Source organism: Akkermansia sp. NBRC 115031, from assembly GCF_030268505.1.
GTDB lineage: Bacteria > Verrucomicrobiota > Verrucomicrobiia > Verrucomicrobiales > Akkermansiaceae > Akkermansia > Akkermansia massiliensis.
Window position 1 is genome coordinate 121,300 of the sequence record NZ_BSQU01000006.1, and the last position, 16,216, is coordinate 137,515.

A 16,216-nucleotide genomic window follows, 5' to 3' on the forward strand; every position below is an offset into this window, starting at 1 on the left:
GCAGGCATGAAAAAGAGAGAGAACAAACGCAGGACGCATATCGGAACAGGCGAGGCGCCCGGCCAGCCTCCCCGCCAGTCTTTGACTCTCCCCTTTCTTGACTTGCCGGGCGCGAACAGGCAAAATCCTGCGCGCAATGCGTATCATCACAGGACTTCAACCCAGCGGCAAGCTGCATGTCGGCAACTACTTCGGAGCCATGGAACCAGCCGTCCGCATGCAGGAACGCGGAGAATCCTACTACTTTCTGGCGGACTACCACGCCATGAGCACCGTTCACGACGCGGAGACCCTGCGGGAAAACTGCAAAAACCTGGCGACGGACTTTCTGGCCGTGGGCCTGGACCCTGGAAAATGCGTCTTCTTCCGCCAGTCCTCCGTGCCGGAAGTCAATGAACTGGCCTGGATACTCGGCACCGTCTGCCCGGTGGGCCTGCTGGAACGCTGCCACTCCTACAAGGACAAAATCGCCAAGGGGTTCTCCCCCAGCAACGCCCTCTTCACCTACCCCGTCCTCATGGCGGCGGACATCCTGATGTATGACTCCGACCTGGTGCCCGTAGGCAAGGACCAGAAGCAGCACCTGGAAGTCACCCGCGACCTGGCAGGCAAAATGAACGAACAATTCGGCGAAGGCACCTGCAAGCTGCCGGATGCGCTCATTGCGGAAAGCACGGCCATCGTGCCGGGGCTGGACGGGCAAAAAATGAGCAAAAGCTACAACAACACGCTCCCCATCTTCGGTGAGGAAAAAGCCGTCCGCAAGCTCATCATGAAAATCCCCACGGACTCCACCCCTGTGGAAGACCCCAAACCCACGGAAGGCTCCGTCATCCTGCAGCTCTACAAGCTCTTCGCCTCTGCAGAAGGCTATGAAGACATGGTCCGCGACTTCAAAAACGGAGGCTGCGGCTATGGCGACTTCAAAAAACGCCTCTTTGACGCCTACTGGGAATACTTCCGTCCCGCGCGCGAACGCAGGGCGGAACTGGAAGCCAACCAGGACTACGTGCACCGGACGTTGGAAGAAGGGGCCCGCAAGGCGCGGGAAACGGCCTCCGTAGTGCTGGACAGGGTGCGCCGAGCCGTGGGCCTGATCTGAACCGGGAATGGAATGCCGGGAGAACCGGGGACAGCACACGTTTTTTAGTGGCATGGAAAAGCACGGAATGTTATACAGGAAGATATGAAGAATATTCTGGTAGCCATTGATTTCTCCAACGCCACGGACGCTGTCATTCATCAGATCGGCAAACTGGCTTGCCCCAATGACAGCATCATCCATCTGCTCCACATTGTGGAACCCAGCATCTGTTATGAAGTCTCCGGCGTGCTGCCGGATGAAGTGCCTGTCCCCGTGATGGACCAGACGGAGGAAAACGAAGTCATCTCCATCGCAAAAAACCATCTGCAAAAAACGGCGGAAAAACTCTCCCGTCTGACGGACGCAACCATCATCCAGTCTGTGGAAGACGAATTTGAAATCAGCGAAGCGGTCATCAACTATGCTGAAAAACACCACATTGACATGATCGTGGTGGGCAAGCACAACCACGGCTTCCTTTCCACCGTCTTTCTGGGCAGCGTAGCCAGCTCCGTCATGCGGAAATCCCCCGTGCCCGTGCTGGTGGTTCCCGTCACCAAGGAAGAGCAGTAAAAACCGCCATCCGCACCAGTCCTGTCCCACTTCATGATTACCATACTCTTTATAGGCGATGTGGTCGGCGAACCTGGCCGCACCGCCGTGAAGCACATGCTGCCGGAACTCAAAAAGGAGCATGGGGCGGACTTTGTCATCGTCAACGGTGAAAACGCGGCCGCAGGGCGCGGCATTACGCCCCGTCTGGCGCAGGAACTGCTGCATGCGGGAGTAGACGTCATCACGACGGGAGACCATGTATGGGACCAGGCGGAACTGGCTCCTTGGCTGGACTCCGAACCGCGCGTGCTGCGCCCCGTCAACTACCCGCAGGGGACACCGGGACACGGAAGCGTGGTGGTGGAAACGCCCAGGGGAAAAATAGCCGTCATGCAGGTGCAGGGACGCTCCTTCATCCAGCCGCCGCTTGAAAACCCCTTCCTCATCTCGGAAGCGGAAGCCAAAAGACTCAGGGAGGAAGAAGGCGTGCAGGTCATCTTTGTGGACATGCACGCGGAAACCACCAGTGAAAAAATCTCCACCGGCTACAATCTGGACGGACTGGTCTCCGCCGTCATCGGAACGCACACCCACGTGCAGACGGCGGATGAAACCATTCTGGAACACGGCACCGCCTACCTGACGGACGCCGGCATGTGCGGCCCCGCCGTCGGGGTGCTGGGCCGGGAACGGGAACCCATTATCCAACGCTTCCGCACCTCCATGCCGGCCAAATTCCCTGTGGCGAACTGGCCCGTGCGCCTCTGCGGAGCCGTCGTGCAGGTGGATGAAGCCACCGGGAGGGCCCTCAACATCGCCCGCATCAGCAAAATCGTGGAAAAACCGGCCTCCTGACCATGCAGACTGCCACCGCCTTCCTCTTATCATGCCTGTTGACGGCGCTCTGCGGATGTTCCGGACACAACGGAAACGCCGTGAGGGACTACCAAAACATGGCCCACAGGGAAGGCTGGCATCGGCTTCCCGCATCCTGCTTCCTCACACCGGACGGACAGCCGGCGCTCCAGTACAGCCTGCTCCGGCAGCATCCCTCACTCACCCTCACGGAAAAGCGGGGTAACCGGCAGCCCGTCACCCTCTCCTGGAACAACGGAAAACTGGCCGTAGCATGCAGAAATACGGCTGCCATCGCCATGCCCTCCTGCGGACGCATGGTCCTCTTTACCGTCCGGCAGGACGGCATCGTACGCTACCGGGATAAAAAAGACGGCATCCCCCAGCAAAACGGGGGTGGATGGGACATGCTGATTGCTGTGCATGGAAACACCTGCCTCATCTGCTGGAACCGGGGCGCAGGCCTTCCCGCCTCCTGCCGCCCGGAACAAACGGCTTCCCCCCGCTATTATATCTTCACGATGGAAAAACGGAAGGGCCCTCTGGCACCCGTCTTCTCCTTAATTCCCCACTCCGGTTCAAACACGCAGCCATGAACTATGAAGCCAGATTCGGCGGCATAGGCCGCCTGTATGGAAGGAGCGGGCTGGACATCCTCAGGAACTCCCGCATGGCCGTCGTCGGCATTGGCGGCGTGGGTTCCTGGGCGGCGGAAGCCCTGGCGCGGTCGGGCGTCGGCGCCATTATCCTGATGGACCTGGACGACCTCTGCATCACCAATACCAACCGGCAAATCCACGCTCTGGAAACCACGATCGGCCAGTCCAAGACAGAAGCCATGGCCGCCCGCCTCCGGCAAATCAACCCGGAGGCGGAAATCATCTCCATCAACAGCTTCTACACGGCCTCCAATGCGGAAAAACTGCTGGAGACGAAACCGGACGTCATCATTGACGCCATTGACTCCCTGATTCCCAAGGCCCATCTTATTGCCTCCTGCTACCGCAGCAAACAGCCGCTGGTCACCTGCGGCGGCGCGGGAGGACGCGTCAACCCCGCCAAAATAGAAATAGGCGACCTCTCCCGCACCAAGGGAGACCCCCTGCTCTCCAGCCTGCGCTACAAGCTCAAAAAAGACTACGGCCTACCGCTGGGGGAAAAAGCCCGGAAACTGAAAATCCCCTGCATCTTCTCCCAGGAAACTCCCGTCTACCCCACCTGCGACGGAGAAACCTCCTGCACGCGCGACCCGGAATTCCAGGGGAAAATGGGCTGTGACTCCGGATTCGGCTCCATCACCCACATCACGGGCACCTTCGGCTTCTTCGCGGCTTCCGCCGCCATTCAAACGCTCTTAAACAAGAAAAAAAAACCATCACAGCCATGAACAAACTCCTGCTTCCCCTGCTGGGGGCCGTCCTCCTTCCCGCATTGACCCAGTGCAACTCCTTGGAAAAAGACATCGCCGGCATCAACGCCCGCAATGCGGAAATCGCCCGCGAACCCAGGGGCAACTACTTCGTCGGACGCCGTTACCATGTACCGGCAACGCGTTTCTGGGGGTACCTGCGCCAGCCGGGCCAGACCTGGAGAACGGCCCAGCTCGTCATCATGGATGAAAGCTCCTGCCGGACCCCGGACCGCCTGCCGGAATACGCCGGGAGCCCGCGCTACGCCTATGATAACAACTATGAATACAGGGTCTACGGCAAGTACACGGGCAAATACGGCTACGAGCCCAACTCCAACCTAAGGCTGCCCATCTTCAAGCCGACCCGATTCGAACCCATCAACACCAATCCCGGCTGGCTCTTCAAACCCTCGGAAAAATATGACACCAAGGCCGTCACCCTGCGCCCGGCCATCATGCCCGTGGCTACCTCCCTCCCGGTCCGCTAAGAAAATCCCTCTTCAAAAAACGGAATCGAAAGGATAAAAAAGAAGAAAAAGCTTGATATCTTCGTTCCTCTGCGCTAAAAACTCCCCGCCTTAAGGCACCCATGCTCGGGTGGCGGAATTGGTAGACGCGCTAGACTAAGGATCTAGTGTCGATAAGACGTAGGGGTTCGAGTCCCCTCTCGAGCACCATCCCTTTTATACCGCAAGTTGCTGTTCATAAGTGCTTGCGGTTTTTGTTTATCGACAATTGCAAGACAAACCGCAGTATATTTATACAACTTTTATCAACACGAAACGGGAATGTGCTGCAAGAAATGAAAGGTCCTCCCTCTTGTTTACTCGCTGGAAACAGTTCAGGTAAAAACCAATGAAGGAAGTTGTGTATTTACGACGCCCTTCAAACGCCCCCTGCCATCAGGTCCAGGACTTCCTCGCGGTTCGGCATGGAGCGGATGGCGCCCTTGCGCGTCGTCACGATGGACGCGGCGGCGTTGGCGAATAAAAGCATGTCCGCCAACTGTCCCTCCGTCAGGTTTTCCAGCCCTGTTTCCAGAATCCAGTCCAGGCAGGAACCAAAAAAGGCGTCTCCGGCGCCCGTCGTGTCAATGGTATTGACCTTCAGGAACGTAGGCTGGTAAACCAGCGTGTCTCCATAGGAAGCCCAGCTTCCTTCCCTGCCCCCTGTCACGAGGATGAGACGGAGATTGCCGAATTCCCTTTTCAGGGCATCCAGCCCTTCTTTCAAGGAGGCGCAACCGGTGAGGAACAGAAGTTCCTCCACCTCTATTTTCATGACGCTGCACACGCCGCAGCCGTAGAGCATTTGCTCCCGGGCCAGCTCCAGGCTGGGCCAGAGGGGAGGCCGGAGGTTGGGGTCAAAGGAGACGAGGGCACCCTTCTCCTGGGCATGGCTGACGGCGTGCCTCGTGGCGCGCCGCACGTCGCCGTGCGTCATGGAGATGGTCCCGAAGTGGAATACGCGCGTGTTTTCCACCAGCGCCATGTCCACCTCCCCGGAGGTCAGTTTCATGTCCGCGCCGGGATTGCGGTAGAAGGAAAAATCACGGTCGCCATGTTCGTCAATCTGGACGAAGGCCAGGGTGGTGTTGACTTCCCGGGAAGAGACCAGCCCCGAATCGTCAATGCCTTCCTCCTGAAGCGTGCGCCGGAGCATTTTCCCGAACATGTCATGCCCCACCTTGCCGATGAAGGCGGTCCTGCGCCCCAGCCGGGACAGCATGGAGAGGACATTGCAGGGGGCTCCCCCCGGATTAGCCTGGTAAACGGGCAGTTCCTGGGCGCTCACTCCGCAGGGGGTGAAGTCCACCAGCAGTTCTCCGAGGGCTACGACGTCATACATGCTTTTCCAAATGTTGAAGGTGGTCCTTCCGGCATAAAGGAAAGCCGGGAGAGATAGTAAAGCATAGAACGCGCCGCCTGTTCCGGGAAAGGAAAAAGAGGTTCATTCCAGTCATGCCGGCAAAGGACGTACTGCCGGGGTCCCATCGCGCCCTGTGGAAACCGTGCCCGTAAAAAATCCGGGATTTTTCCGTGAACGGTCCCCTGCGGCGCGTGATCAATCCGCCGGATAGGGAAAAAGTCTGGCATATCCCTAACACCCGCCTCTCCGGAAATGCCCATTAGTATGAGACGGCAAATACCATACCTCATTTCAAGATGATGAAGAAGGAACTGAAACGACAGGGCAAGGCGAAGATTCCGGGGGCTCCCGTCCCCTATGACAGGACAACCATTCAGCCGGGGATAGTCCATATAGGAGTGGGCAACTTCCATCGCGCGCATGAAGAGTTTTACACGAACCAGCTTCTGGGCATGGGCGGCCGTGACGAATGGGGAATTTCCGGAGTGGCGCTGCTGCCTCAGGACGAACCCCTTTACAAGGCGCTGAAGAGCCAGGACGGCCTTTACACGCTGACGGTCTGCGGCCGCGACGGCAAGGACGAGTTTTATGAGATAGGCTCCCTGGTGGATCTGGCGTGGGGGCCGAAGGATCCCGAAAAGGTCATCGACAGGATTGCGGACCCCCGCACTAAAATCATCACGCTGACCATTACGGAAGGGGGATACAATCTGGATAAGGAAACCGGTGAGTTCATGCTCAACAGCAAGGACGTGAAACATGACCTGGAACATCCCGGCCATCCCCGGACGGTTTTCGGGTTCCTGGCCGCCGGATTGCGGAAGAGGCGCAAGGACGGCGCAGGCCCCGTAACCGTTCTATCCTGCGACAACCTCCAGCACAATGGAGACACGGCCCGGAAAGCGTTCACTTCCTTTATCGAGGCCCAGGATCCCGGGCTGGCGCAGTGGGTGAAGAAGAACGTGACATTCCCCAACAGCATGGTGGACCGCATCACGCCCGCCGTCACGCCGGACGACGTCAAGCGACTGGACGCGCAGAGCGGCGTGGAAGACGCCGCCCCCGTCTATTCGGAGGATTTCATCCAGTGGGTGATTGAGGATGATTTCATTGCCGGGCACCCGGACTGGGAAACCGTGGGCGTGGAGTTTACGGACGATGTTTCCGCTTATGAGAATATGAAGCTCAGCCTGCTGAACGCGTCCCACTCCCTGCTGTCCTACCCCGCCTTTCTGGCCGGGTACCGCCGGGTGGACGAGGCGGTAGGGGATGAACGGTTCGCCCGCTACCTGCGCCTTTTCATGGACCGGGACGCGGGCCCCTACGTTCCGCCTCCGGGGAATACGGATTTGGAGCTGTACAAGAAGACCCTGCTGGAACGCTTCGGCAACAAGGCGGTGAGCGACCAGATCAGCCGCTTGTGCTTTGACGGCGTTTCCAAGATTCCCGTGTATGTGATGCCCGTTTTAACGAAGATGATCAGGGACGGCGCCGACCTGGAACGCCTGGCGTTTTTCGTGGCCGCCTACCGCCATTACCTGAAGCACGGAAAGGATGACCGGGGCCAGGCTTATGAAGTGAACGAGCCCTGGCTGACCAAGGAGGACCGGAAGCTGATCGCCAGCGACGACCCGCTGGATTTCCTCGCCCTCTCCCCCTTCCGGAGCACGGATTTGAAGGCGGCGGACAAGTTCGTCAGCCAGTACCTCGGCATGGTGGAGAAGCTTGAAAAAGACGGCGTGCTCCCCGTTCTGGAAAAATTGATTCTTCCGTAGTCATACAATTCTTCATGCCTTCCGGACCCTGTTCCGGGCGGCATGAAGAAACCTTTCCGGTCTCTTCCTTTTTCTGCATTTTCACCTCTCACCCTCCTCATGGAAACACAACCGCATTCACGCCTGGGTCCCTTCCTTGCCCTGACCTTCATTTATTTCCTTGTCGGGTTCCTGTCCACCGTGAACGGCCAGTTCCAGGGGCCTTTGCAAAGCGCCTTCCTGTCGGATGCCGGCGCCTTGAAAAACACGTTCATCACGCTAATTCCCTTTTTCTTTTTCCTGGCGTACCTGGTGAACGGAAACATTGCCTCCCGCTGGATCAACCGCTACGGCTACAAGACCACGCTGATACGGGGGCTCCTGTTCATGGTGCTCGGGCTGGCCGTCTTTTTCCTGTCCGCATGGTTCACCGTCCAGTTCGGGGACCTGCGCACGACGATCGCCGGGGCCAGCATCCCCTACGGCTATTTTATTTTTCTGGCGGGGTCCTATGCCATGGGCACCTCCGCCACGGTCTTGCAGGTCGTCATCAACCCCTACGTGACGTCCTATGAATTGAAGGGAACCCAGCCCGTCCAGCGCCTCAACATCGTCTGCGCCGTAAACTCCTTCGGAACGACGATCGCGCCGTTTTTCGTGACCGGCATCCTGTTTGCCGGACTGCCCATGGAGAGCGTCCACGTGCGGCAGCTGATGCTTCCGCTGCTTATCCTGGGCGTCCTGATTGCGCTGGTCACCCTGATGACGAAGCGCCTTTACCTGCCCAACATCCGGGACACCACGGCCGGAGAAGGAGAAAAACTGGAACGCAGCATCTGGTCCTTCCGGCATTTGACATTGGGCGTCATCGCCATTTTCTTTTATGTGGGCGCGGAGGTATCCGTGGGCATCAACGTGAACCTGCACGCCCTGGAACTCAGCAATTCGGATGAACCGCTGCTGTTCCTGGGCTCCAGCAACCTGGTGGTGTGGGGAGTGGACCTGGGCATTCCGGCCCTGCTGGCCTCCCTGTACTGGGGCGGCCTGATGGTGGGGCGCATCGTTTCCAGCTGGCTGAACCATATCTCCCCCCGCGTCCAGTTGACGGCGGCAACCTCCGCGGCGGCCATCCTGACGCTGGTCGCCATTTACACCCATAACCTGTGGGTGCTGGTTTCCGTAGGGTTGTTCCATTCCGTCATGTGGGGCTGTATTTTCACGCTCGCCACCGTGGGGCTGAAAAAATACACTGCCAAGGCTTCCGGCATTTTCATGATGGGCGTGTTCGGCGGCGCCGTTTTCCCCTTCCTCCAGGGAGCGCTGACGGACGCGCTGGGAAGCTGGCGCTGGTCATGGATGCTCGTCTTCCTCTGTGAGGTGGTCATGCTTGCCTATGCCCTTGCGGGTTCCCGCGTCAGGAAAGAAGACCTGCTGGAAGGAACGGACTGAATAAGACCGGCCCCGTCCGGTTCCATCCGGAGACCTTGTTCCCATGCTCTTGGATTCACAGCACGGATGGGCTTTCTACCTTACCGGTACGACCTATTCCGCCGGAACCGGCCTCTACCGGGCTTGTTTCGCATTTTTCTTCATGATTTCCCTCTCATCCTGTAACATGCGCTCATGCAAGACAGAAGCAGCGGCTTTCAATGGCCCGCCCAGTGGACCCCTGATATCCTCGCCACCCTGATGTTTGTGGTGCAGGACGGAAGGATTCTCCTGATACGCAAGAAGAGGGGGATCGGCGCGGGGAAGGTCAACGGTCCCGGCGGGAAGTTTGAGCCGGGGGAAACGGCCCTCCAGTGTGTGCTGCGGGAGGTCCGGGAGGAACTCTGCATTGACGTTGCGGACGCTCGGGAAATGGGCGTGCTGAATTTTTCCTTCACGTGCGGCACCATTCCGGAAATCCGTTGCCACGTGTTCATGGCCTCCTCTTTCAAGGGCACCCCTTCGGAAACGCCGGAGGCGGAGCCTTTCTGGTGCCCGGTGGACGGGATTCCCTACGATCTCATGTGGCAGGACGACCGGTTCTGGCTTCCCGCCATGCTGGACGGGAAACGGTTTGAGGCGTTTTTCACGTTTGAGGGGGACCGGATGCTGGAGTTTTCCCTGAAAACCCGGGATTTCCCCGGCAAGGAAAAACAGGCTCCCTCCGCCTCCCCTTCCCTCTGAGCCATCTGGGAGAAAGCCTAATTCTTTTCCATTCGGCTTTCCCCCGGCGGCATTAATGTTCAGAAAGAGACGGAGACGCCCAGCGCCGCCTGATGCTCCAGGAAGGATTCCCTGAAATGCGCCTGGTAGGAGGCGAAGACGGAGCATCTGTCATTGAAGACCATTCTGGACAGCAGCTTGACTTTGAATGACTGCTTTCCGGGAGAATAACCCTTCCCCTTGTACCGGGATTCCCGGTATTCATCCCCTTCCCACCAGCCGTCCCGGAACGTGTAATGGGGATCGTTCCGGTAGATGTCCGGGCAGTAGCTCCCGGACAGGGCATTGATCCATACGGTGTTTCCGGACAGACGGAGAACGTGTTCCAGCGTCACCCCCATCGCCATGGACACGTTGTCAAACGTGCCCCGGTTGTCCCGCCGCTGGTTATCATCATCGTCATCGTCCCAGTCGTCGTCATCCCACCAGTAATCCCCCCACCAGGAGGAATCGCCGTAACCGCCCCGGTCATCCCTTTTCACCTTGTTGGCTCCGTGCACATACGTTACTCCCATAAAGGGGGTCACGCTGAAGGAGTTCGTCACCTGATAGCGCCAGGAGGCGGAAAGCCCCATCTGGAACGTTTCCGAGTCCCACCTGGAGGCGTTTCCCCACGCATCACTGTGGCGGCATTTGTTTTCCGTACTGCCGAAGGCCGCATTCGCGGCAAGAAGCAGGCTGGACCGCGGTCCCGTCTCCCGGAAGAAGGCGCCGTACAGGTTGGCCATCCACGCAGACTGCCGGAAGCGGTCTCCTTCCATAGGGCCGTCCGGATAGTCCGGCATTTCCTGAATGTTCTGGTGCCCGAACATCTGCCCGAACGCCAGACCCAGCAGGGAACCGGATTTTTCTCCATACGTGCCGTAGTCATACCCCAGCGCGTAGCCGGCGGCTGAGTAGTCAAAGGAAGGCTGGTTGTTCCGGATTCCTGCATCGCCAAAGCTGCCCAGAGCGCCCGCCCACAGGTTGGACGGCCCCTTCTGCTGAAAACGGGAGATATTTATCTGGGCGGAGGAGGCATCCACCAGCGTCTGCACATAAGCCGCGGACGCCCACATGGAATCCAGCGTGGTTTCCGGACCGCTTTCCGGGAACTGGTTCCAGGATTCGGCGCGCACGGCAGGCAGGCATCCTGCCAGGGTCAGGCTCCATAAGGAAATACGGGATAGTTTCATGATCGGGTATGATGGGTTCAATGGCCGGAGGTTGGAACCGGCCTTCACTTTTTCAAGCGCACTCTGACACCTGTTTTGTGTATCAAATGCATTTCCCATACTCCGGAGAACTTCTTCCTCCCCGTCCCTGCCTGCCGTTCGTGCATTCCGGACCGGTGAGTATTTTTCCTGTTCTTTTTCTTCAGGAAACGCACCCCTTTGACCGGCTTCCGTTTTTTCCTGCCACTATGGGATACCGGAGAGTTTCTGCTTCTCCGTCCCGTCCTCTCCCGGCCTTCAATTTGTGTTCTTTAAGCTTTTCTTCACGGACCAATAATGATAAAGGTGCGGGAGCAACCGTGTGATCCTTGATCGTCCACTTGCTGGCTATTTCAATTCATATTCCATTATTCGACATGTATACCCCCGAATTCAAAAATATCCTCACTTCCACCCTGGACGGACTGCGTGCGGAAGGTCTGTACAAGGAAGAACGCTTCATCGCCTCCCAGCAGTATTCCCAGGTGACGCTGAAGGACGGACGCTCCGTCATCAACATGTGCGCCAACAATTACCTGGGCCTGGCCAATAATCCGGAAGTGATGGAGGCCGCCAAGAAAGCCATTGACGAATGGGGCTTCGGCATGGCTTCCGTGCGGTTCATCTGCGGCACGCAGACCCTGCACCGCCAGCTTGAGGAACGCCTTTCCCAGTTCCTCGGCACGGAAGACACGATTCTGTTCCCCTCCTGCTTTGACGCCAACGGCGGCCTGTTTGAAGGCCTCCTGACCGCGGACGACGCCATTATTTCCGATTCCCTGAACCACGCCTCCATTATTGACGGCGTGCGCCTCTGCAAGGCCAAGCGCTTCCGCTACGCCAACAACGACATGGCGGACCTGGAAGCCAAGCTCCAGGAAGCGGATGCCGCCGGAGCCCGCGTGAAGCTGATTTCCACGGACGGCGTGTTTTCCATGGACGGCATCATCGCCCAGCTGGACAAGATTCACGAGCTGGCCGCCAGGTACAACGCCATCGTCCATTTTGACGACTGCCACGCCACGGGTTTCCTGGGCAAGCGGGGCCGCGGCACGCACGAATACCGCGGCCTGTTCGGCAACATAGACATCACTACCGGCACCCTGGGCAAGGCCCTGGGGGGCGCTTCCGGCGGCTATGTTTCCGGCCCGAAGGAAGTGGTGGACGTCCTGCGCCAGAAGGCGCGCCCTTACCTGTTCTCCAACAGCGTGGCCCCCGCCATCGTGGCCGCCTCCATCAAGGTGCTGGACCTGCTGGAACAGTCCACGGAAGCGCGCGACCGCGTGGAAGCGAATACCAGGTATTTCCGCGACGCCATGACGGCCGCGGGCTTCACCATCGGCGGCAAGGACCACCCCATTTCCCCGGTGATGCTGGGGGACGCCGTGCTGTCCCAGAATTTCTCCGCCCAGCTTCTGGACGAAGGCGTGTACGCCGTCGGCTTCTTCTACCCCGTCGTTCCCAAGGGGCAGGCCCGCATCCGCACGCAGATTTCCGCCGCCCACACCCGCGAACAGCTGGACAAGGCGATTGAAGCCTTCTGCAAGGTGGGCAAGAACCTAGGAGTTATTTCCTGATTCCCGTACCCTCCATGACTTCGGACGCATCACCCATGCCCGGCGGCAATCTGCCGACGCTGCCCGTCAAACGGGTGGTGCGTCCCACCCCTTCCATTCCGGACCACGAGGTCGTGCGCCAGATAGGCAGCGGCGCATACGGGGAGGTCTGGCTGGCCAGGTCCCTGACCGGGGCGTGGCGCGCCGTGAAAATCGTCTGGCGTGAGGATTTTGAGGATGAGCGCACGTTCAACCGTGAGTTTGAAGGCATCCTGCAGTATGAGCCCATCGCCCGCAACCATCCGGGGCTGGTCCACATCCTGCACGTGGGGAGGCACGACCAGGATTCCCCGTTTTACTATTACGTCATGGAGCTGGGCGACGACGCCCGCACCGGGGTCCACATCACGCCGGACGAGTATATTCCCCGCACGCTCCAGACGGACAAGAAGTTTTCCGGCAACAAGCCGCTGCCCCTGGATTATTGCCTGGAGGTAGGCAGCCAGCTTGCCCACGCCCTGCTGTACCTGCACAGCAAGAACCTGACGCACCGGGACATCAAGCCGGCGAACGTCATCTTCGTCAACGGACGGCCCAAGCTGGCGGACATCGGCTTGGTGGCCCATCTGGACCAGCGCAGCTTTGTAGGCACGGAGGGGTTCATCCCCCCGGACGGCCCCGGCACCCGGCGGGCGGACGTTTACGCGCTGGCCAAGGTTTTATATGAAATCAGCACGGGAAAGGACCGCATGGATTTTCCCGCGCTTCCGGATGATCTGCCGGAAGGCACCGTGCGCAAGAAGTGGCAGGCGTTCAACACCATCATCTGCCAGGCGGCGGAACCCCGCGTGGAGGAGTGCGCCATTGATTCCGCGGAAGAGCTGGCGGAGAAAATAGACGTTCTGCGGGGGTATGAAGTGCCTACCCGCTTCCGCCTCCAGAAGAAAAAGAAGCGCCGCAAGCTCAGGCGCACCCTCCAGCTGCTGGCCGCCGCCGTCGCGGGAGCCCTGACCGCCTACTGGGGGGCCCTGTGGCTCAACAATAGCCAGCATCCCGCGGAGGAACCTGCCGCGGACGTGCGCCCGGAAACCCACTCCTCCGCACCGGAGGAGGAGTCCCGGACCGGGTACGTGCTGGTGACCAGCTCCCCGACGGGAGCGTCCGTTTATGATGCGGACGGCAATTACCTGGATGAAACGCCCTACGGCCCCATTGAACTGCCCTCCGGCGCTTCCGTGGCCTACACCATCAAGAAATCGGGCTTTGCGGACAAGGAGGAGGCGGGAACCGTCAAGGGCGGCTCCACGCTGGCCCTGGGCGGCGTGCTGAAGGAATACCATCCCCCCACGGACAGCCAGCCGTGGAAGGATACGGAGGGAGTCACCTACATTCCCGCGGAAACGCGCCATGTGGCGCAAGGCCCTCTCACCGCCGCCCTGTTCAACAAGTTCCTGAAGGAGGACCACCAGAAGGGAAACTACCAGATGAAGAGGGAGCAGGCGGAACCGGGCCATCCGGAAAAGGACGTGGCCCTGCTCACGCAGGACGGCATCACGGCCTACCTGGCGTGGCTGAACAAGAAATGCGAACGGGAGGGACTGCTGGGCAAGGAGTTTTCCATCAATGCGGACCCGCTGCCGCAGACGTCCGGCAGCGCGGACGGCCACAGCGCCTACGTCCTGAACGTCACCCGGGTGTTCCAGGTCCCCATTACCGTCACCACCAATCCGCCGGGCGCCAGCGTCTTCTTCAACAACAGGCTGATCGGCCGCACGCCCATTGAGGAATACGTCAACCAGGTGCCCTACGTGATTGAAATCAAACTGCCGGGGCACGCCACCATGCGGCGCCGGGGGCTGGACCCGCAGGATTTATACCTTTCCCTCCAGCTGGAGCCGGACAAGTCCGTCGTCTTCGGCTCGCCCTGGACCAACAGCCTGGGCATGGACCTGGCGCCCGTGGGAGGAAACACGCTGGTCATGTCCCATGAGGTGCGCGTGAAGGACTTCCAGCAGTTCCTGAAAGCCACGGGCAGGAAAGCCCCGGCCCGGCCCGGTTTCCCCCAGGGGGAAAACCACCCGGTGGTAAACGTCAGCAGGCAGGACGCGCGCGCCTTTGCCAAATGGCTCACCAATAAGGAGAGGGCCCAGGGCCTGATCGACCAGCACGACTCCTACCGCCTGCCCAAAGACGAGGAATGGAGCTCCTGGGTGCGCCTGACGGATGAAAAGGGGTCCTCCCCCTATGAAAAGACGCTGCCCCATGAAAACTCCCGGGAGGTGTTCCCGTGGGGGTTCTCCTGGCCGCCGCCGGACAGAACAGGCAATTTTGCGGACCAGTCCGCCCTGATTTACCTTCCTTCCTCCCGCGTCATCGTGGGGTATGAGGACGGGCAGCCGTACACGGCCCCCGTGAAGACCTTCCCGCCCAACCATCTGGGCTTGTACGACCTGGAGGGGAACGTCATGGAATGGGTGGACGATTCCTACGGAGGGCCGGAGTCCCTCCCCATCCGCAATTATGGAGTGGCCCGCGGAGGCAGCTACCTCTCCTTCCGCCCCAAGCAGCTCACCACCTCCATCCGTACCCCCCTGCCGGAAAACACGCGAGATGACGCGCTGGGCTTCCGCCTCATCCTGTCTTCCGACCGCCCCGCCGTTCCCACGGCACCCTGACGCCGGGGCACACCGCCCCCGCAGCAGCAGATTTCCCCTGCTCCTCCGTTCCACGCAACAAGCCGTTCCCTAAAGGGAAAGGTCCGCCGCAGCCCGCAGGCCGCCCCGCCTCTCCGGGAAAATGGTTGAAAGGGCCTCCCGTTATGCTACCTTTTCCCCGCACCCTTTTCCCGAATGAAAATCATCGCCATCGCCAACCAGAAGGGGGGAGTGGGAAAAACCACCACGGCCATCAACCTGGCCGCCGCCCTGGCCCAGCTGAAGAAGAAAATCCTGGTCATTGACCTGGATCCGCAGGCCAATGCCACCAGCGGCATGGGCATTGACGGAAAAGACATGCCCAGCCTGTACCCGGCCCTGCTCGGCCAGCTTGCTGCGGAAGAGTGCATCCTGCCTTCCGGCAGAAAACGGCTGGACATCATTCCCTCCACCATGGACCTGGCCGGCGTGGAAATAGAACTGGCCCGCTCCGGCAACCACCTGACCCGGCTCCGGGAAACGCTCGCTCCCCTGCGGGAGTCGGATGCCTATGATTACTGCATCATGGATACGCCGCCCTCCCTGGGAGTCCTGATGACCTCCGCCCTGGCCGCCTGCGACGAAGTGCTGACTCCCCTGCAATGCGAATGGTTCGGGCTGGAAGGATTGGCCAAAATCCTGCACGTGACGGCGCAGATCTGCGCCAGCGGAGCCAATCCCCGCATCAGGCATGAAGGGGTGCTGATGACCATGTACGACGGCCGCACCAACCTTTCCCGCCAGGTCATTGACCAGGTGGAACAGCACCTGCCCCAGATGCTGTACAAGACGGTCATTCCCCGCTCCATCCGGCTCGGGGAAGCGCCCAGCTTCGGCCACACCATCTTTGAACACGATCCTTCCGGCACGGCGGCGGAAGCCTACCTGAAAGCCGCACGGGAATTCATCAGGCGCCACAAGTCCTGAAAACGCGAAGGAACGGCTTTCACGGGAACGGACTTCATGAACATGGCGTACAGGAAGGACAAGGCAGAAAGAATCCCCCGCCTTCATCTCTCCCTTTAGGTTTATTCC

14 protein-coding genes and 1 tRNA gene are annotated in these 16,216 nt (G+C 59.7%); 13 read left to right on the forward strand and 2 right to left on the reverse strand.

Features of this window, described 5'->3' with window-relative positions:
- Positions 1–136 precede the first annotated feature (136 nt).
- From trpS to QSJ36_RS09295, 7 genes are all read left to right on the forward strand, one after another.
- Positions 137–1,102, forward strand: coding sequence for a tryptophan--tRNA ligase (trpS, locus tag QSJ36_RS09265; protein ID WP_102727999.1), 966 nt, complete (start codon positions 137–139; stop codon positions 1,100–1,102).
- Between the two features lie 84 nt (positions 1,103–1,186).
- Complete coding sequence (locus tag QSJ36_RS09270) at positions 1,187–1,657, forward strand: universal stress protein (protein WP_250715131.1); 471 nt, start codon at positions 1,187–1,189, stop codon at positions 1,655–1,657.
- Positions 1,658–1,690: 33 nt separating this feature from the next.
- Complete coding sequence (locus QSJ36_RS09275; protein ID WP_102721361.1) at positions 1,691–2,494, forward strand: TIGR00282 family metallophosphoesterase; 804 nt, start codon at positions 1,691–1,693, stop codon at positions 2,492–2,494.
- Positions 2,495–2,496: 2 nt separating this feature from the next.
- Positions 2,497–3,090 (forward strand): hypothetical protein, encoded by a 594-nt coding sequence (locus tag QSJ36_RS09280; RefSeq protein WP_285468408.1) that lies wholly within the window; start codon positions 2,497–2,499, stop codon positions 3,088–3,090.
- A complete protein-coding gene (tcdA, locus tag QSJ36_RS09285; RefSeq protein WP_285468410.1) occupies positions 3,087–3,881 on the forward strand; it encodes a tRNA cyclic N6-threonylcarbamoyladenosine(37) synthase TcdA in 795 nt (264 codons plus the stop codon). The genes QSJ36_RS09280 and tcdA overlap by 4 nt, the downstream gene beginning before the upstream one ends.
- Positions 3,878–4,393 carry a hypothetical protein gene (locus tag QSJ36_RS09290; protein ID WP_285468412.1) on the forward strand — a complete coding sequence of 172 codons (516 nt, stop codon included), beginning with the start codon at positions 3,878–3,880 and terminating at the stop codon, positions 4,391–4,393. The genes tcdA and QSJ36_RS09290 overlap by 4 nt, the downstream gene beginning before the upstream one ends.
- Before the next feature lie 103 nt (positions 4,394–4,496).
- Positions 4,497–4,582 (forward strand) — tRNA-Leu (locus tag QSJ36_RS09295).
- Positions 4,583–4,790: 208 nt separating this feature from the next.
- Here QSJ36_RS09295 and QSJ36_RS09300 read toward each other — a convergent pair.
- Complete coding sequence (locus QSJ36_RS09300; protein WP_285468414.1) at positions 4,791–5,753, reverse strand: PfkB family carbohydrate kinase; 963 nt, start codon at positions 5,751–5,753, stop codon at positions 4,791–4,793.
- 317 nt (positions 5,754–6,070) lie between these two features.
- On the opposite strand from QSJ36_RS09300, the gene QSJ36_RS09305 reads away from it, so the two are divergent.
- The 3 genes from QSJ36_RS09305 to QSJ36_RS09315 all read left to right on the forward strand — a co-directional run bounded on the left by QSJ36_RS09305 (position 6,071) and on the right by QSJ36_RS09315 (position 9,700).
- Entirely contained in the window at positions 6,071–7,549 is a 1,479-nt protein-coding gene (locus QSJ36_RS09305; protein WP_285468415.1) for a mannitol dehydrogenase family protein, read from the forward strand.
- Positions 7,550–7,648: 99 nt separating this feature from the next.
- Entirely contained in the window at positions 7,649–8,977 is a 1,329-nt protein-coding gene (locus QSJ36_RS09310) for an MFS transporter (RefSeq protein WP_285468416.1), read from the forward strand.
- 174 nt (positions 8,978–9,151) lie between these two features.
- The gene (locus QSJ36_RS09315) at positions 9,152–9,700 is read left to right on the forward strand and encodes an 8-oxo-dGTP diphosphatase (protein WP_285468417.1); all 549 of its coding nucleotides are present in this window, start codon (positions 9,152–9,154) and stop codon (positions 9,698–9,700) included.
- A 59-nt stretch (positions 9,701–9,759) separates the two neighbouring features.
- Here QSJ36_RS09315 and QSJ36_RS09320 read toward each other — a convergent pair whose 3' ends face one another.
- Entirely contained in the window at positions 9,760–10,914 is a 1,155-nt protein-coding gene (locus QSJ36_RS09320; protein WP_285468418.1) for an autotransporter outer membrane beta-barrel domain-containing protein, read from the reverse strand.
- A 395-nt stretch (positions 10,915–11,309) separates the two neighbouring features.
- Between QSJ36_RS09320 and kbl the strand changes: the two genes are divergently transcribed.
- The 3 genes from kbl (at position 11,310) to QSJ36_RS09335 (ending at position 16,108) form a co-directional block, all read left to right on the forward strand.
- On the forward strand, positions 11,310–12,509 hold the full coding sequence (gene kbl / locus QSJ36_RS09325; protein WP_285468420.1) for a glycine C-acetyltransferase: 1,200 nt from the start codon (positions 11,310–11,312) through the stop codon (positions 12,507–12,509).
- Positions 12,510–12,523: 14 nt separating this feature from the next.
- A complete protein-coding gene (locus QSJ36_RS09330; RefSeq protein ID WP_285468422.1) occupies positions 12,524–15,163 on the forward strand; it encodes an SUMF1/EgtB/PvdO family nonheme iron enzyme in 2,640 nt (879 codons plus the stop codon).
- Between the two features lie 174 nt (positions 15,164–15,337).
- A complete protein-coding gene (locus QSJ36_RS09335; RefSeq protein WP_022397001.1) occupies positions 15,338–16,108 on the forward strand; it encodes a ParA family protein in 771 nt (256 codons plus the stop codon).
- The last annotated feature ends 108 nt before the right edge of the window (positions 16,109–16,216 follow it).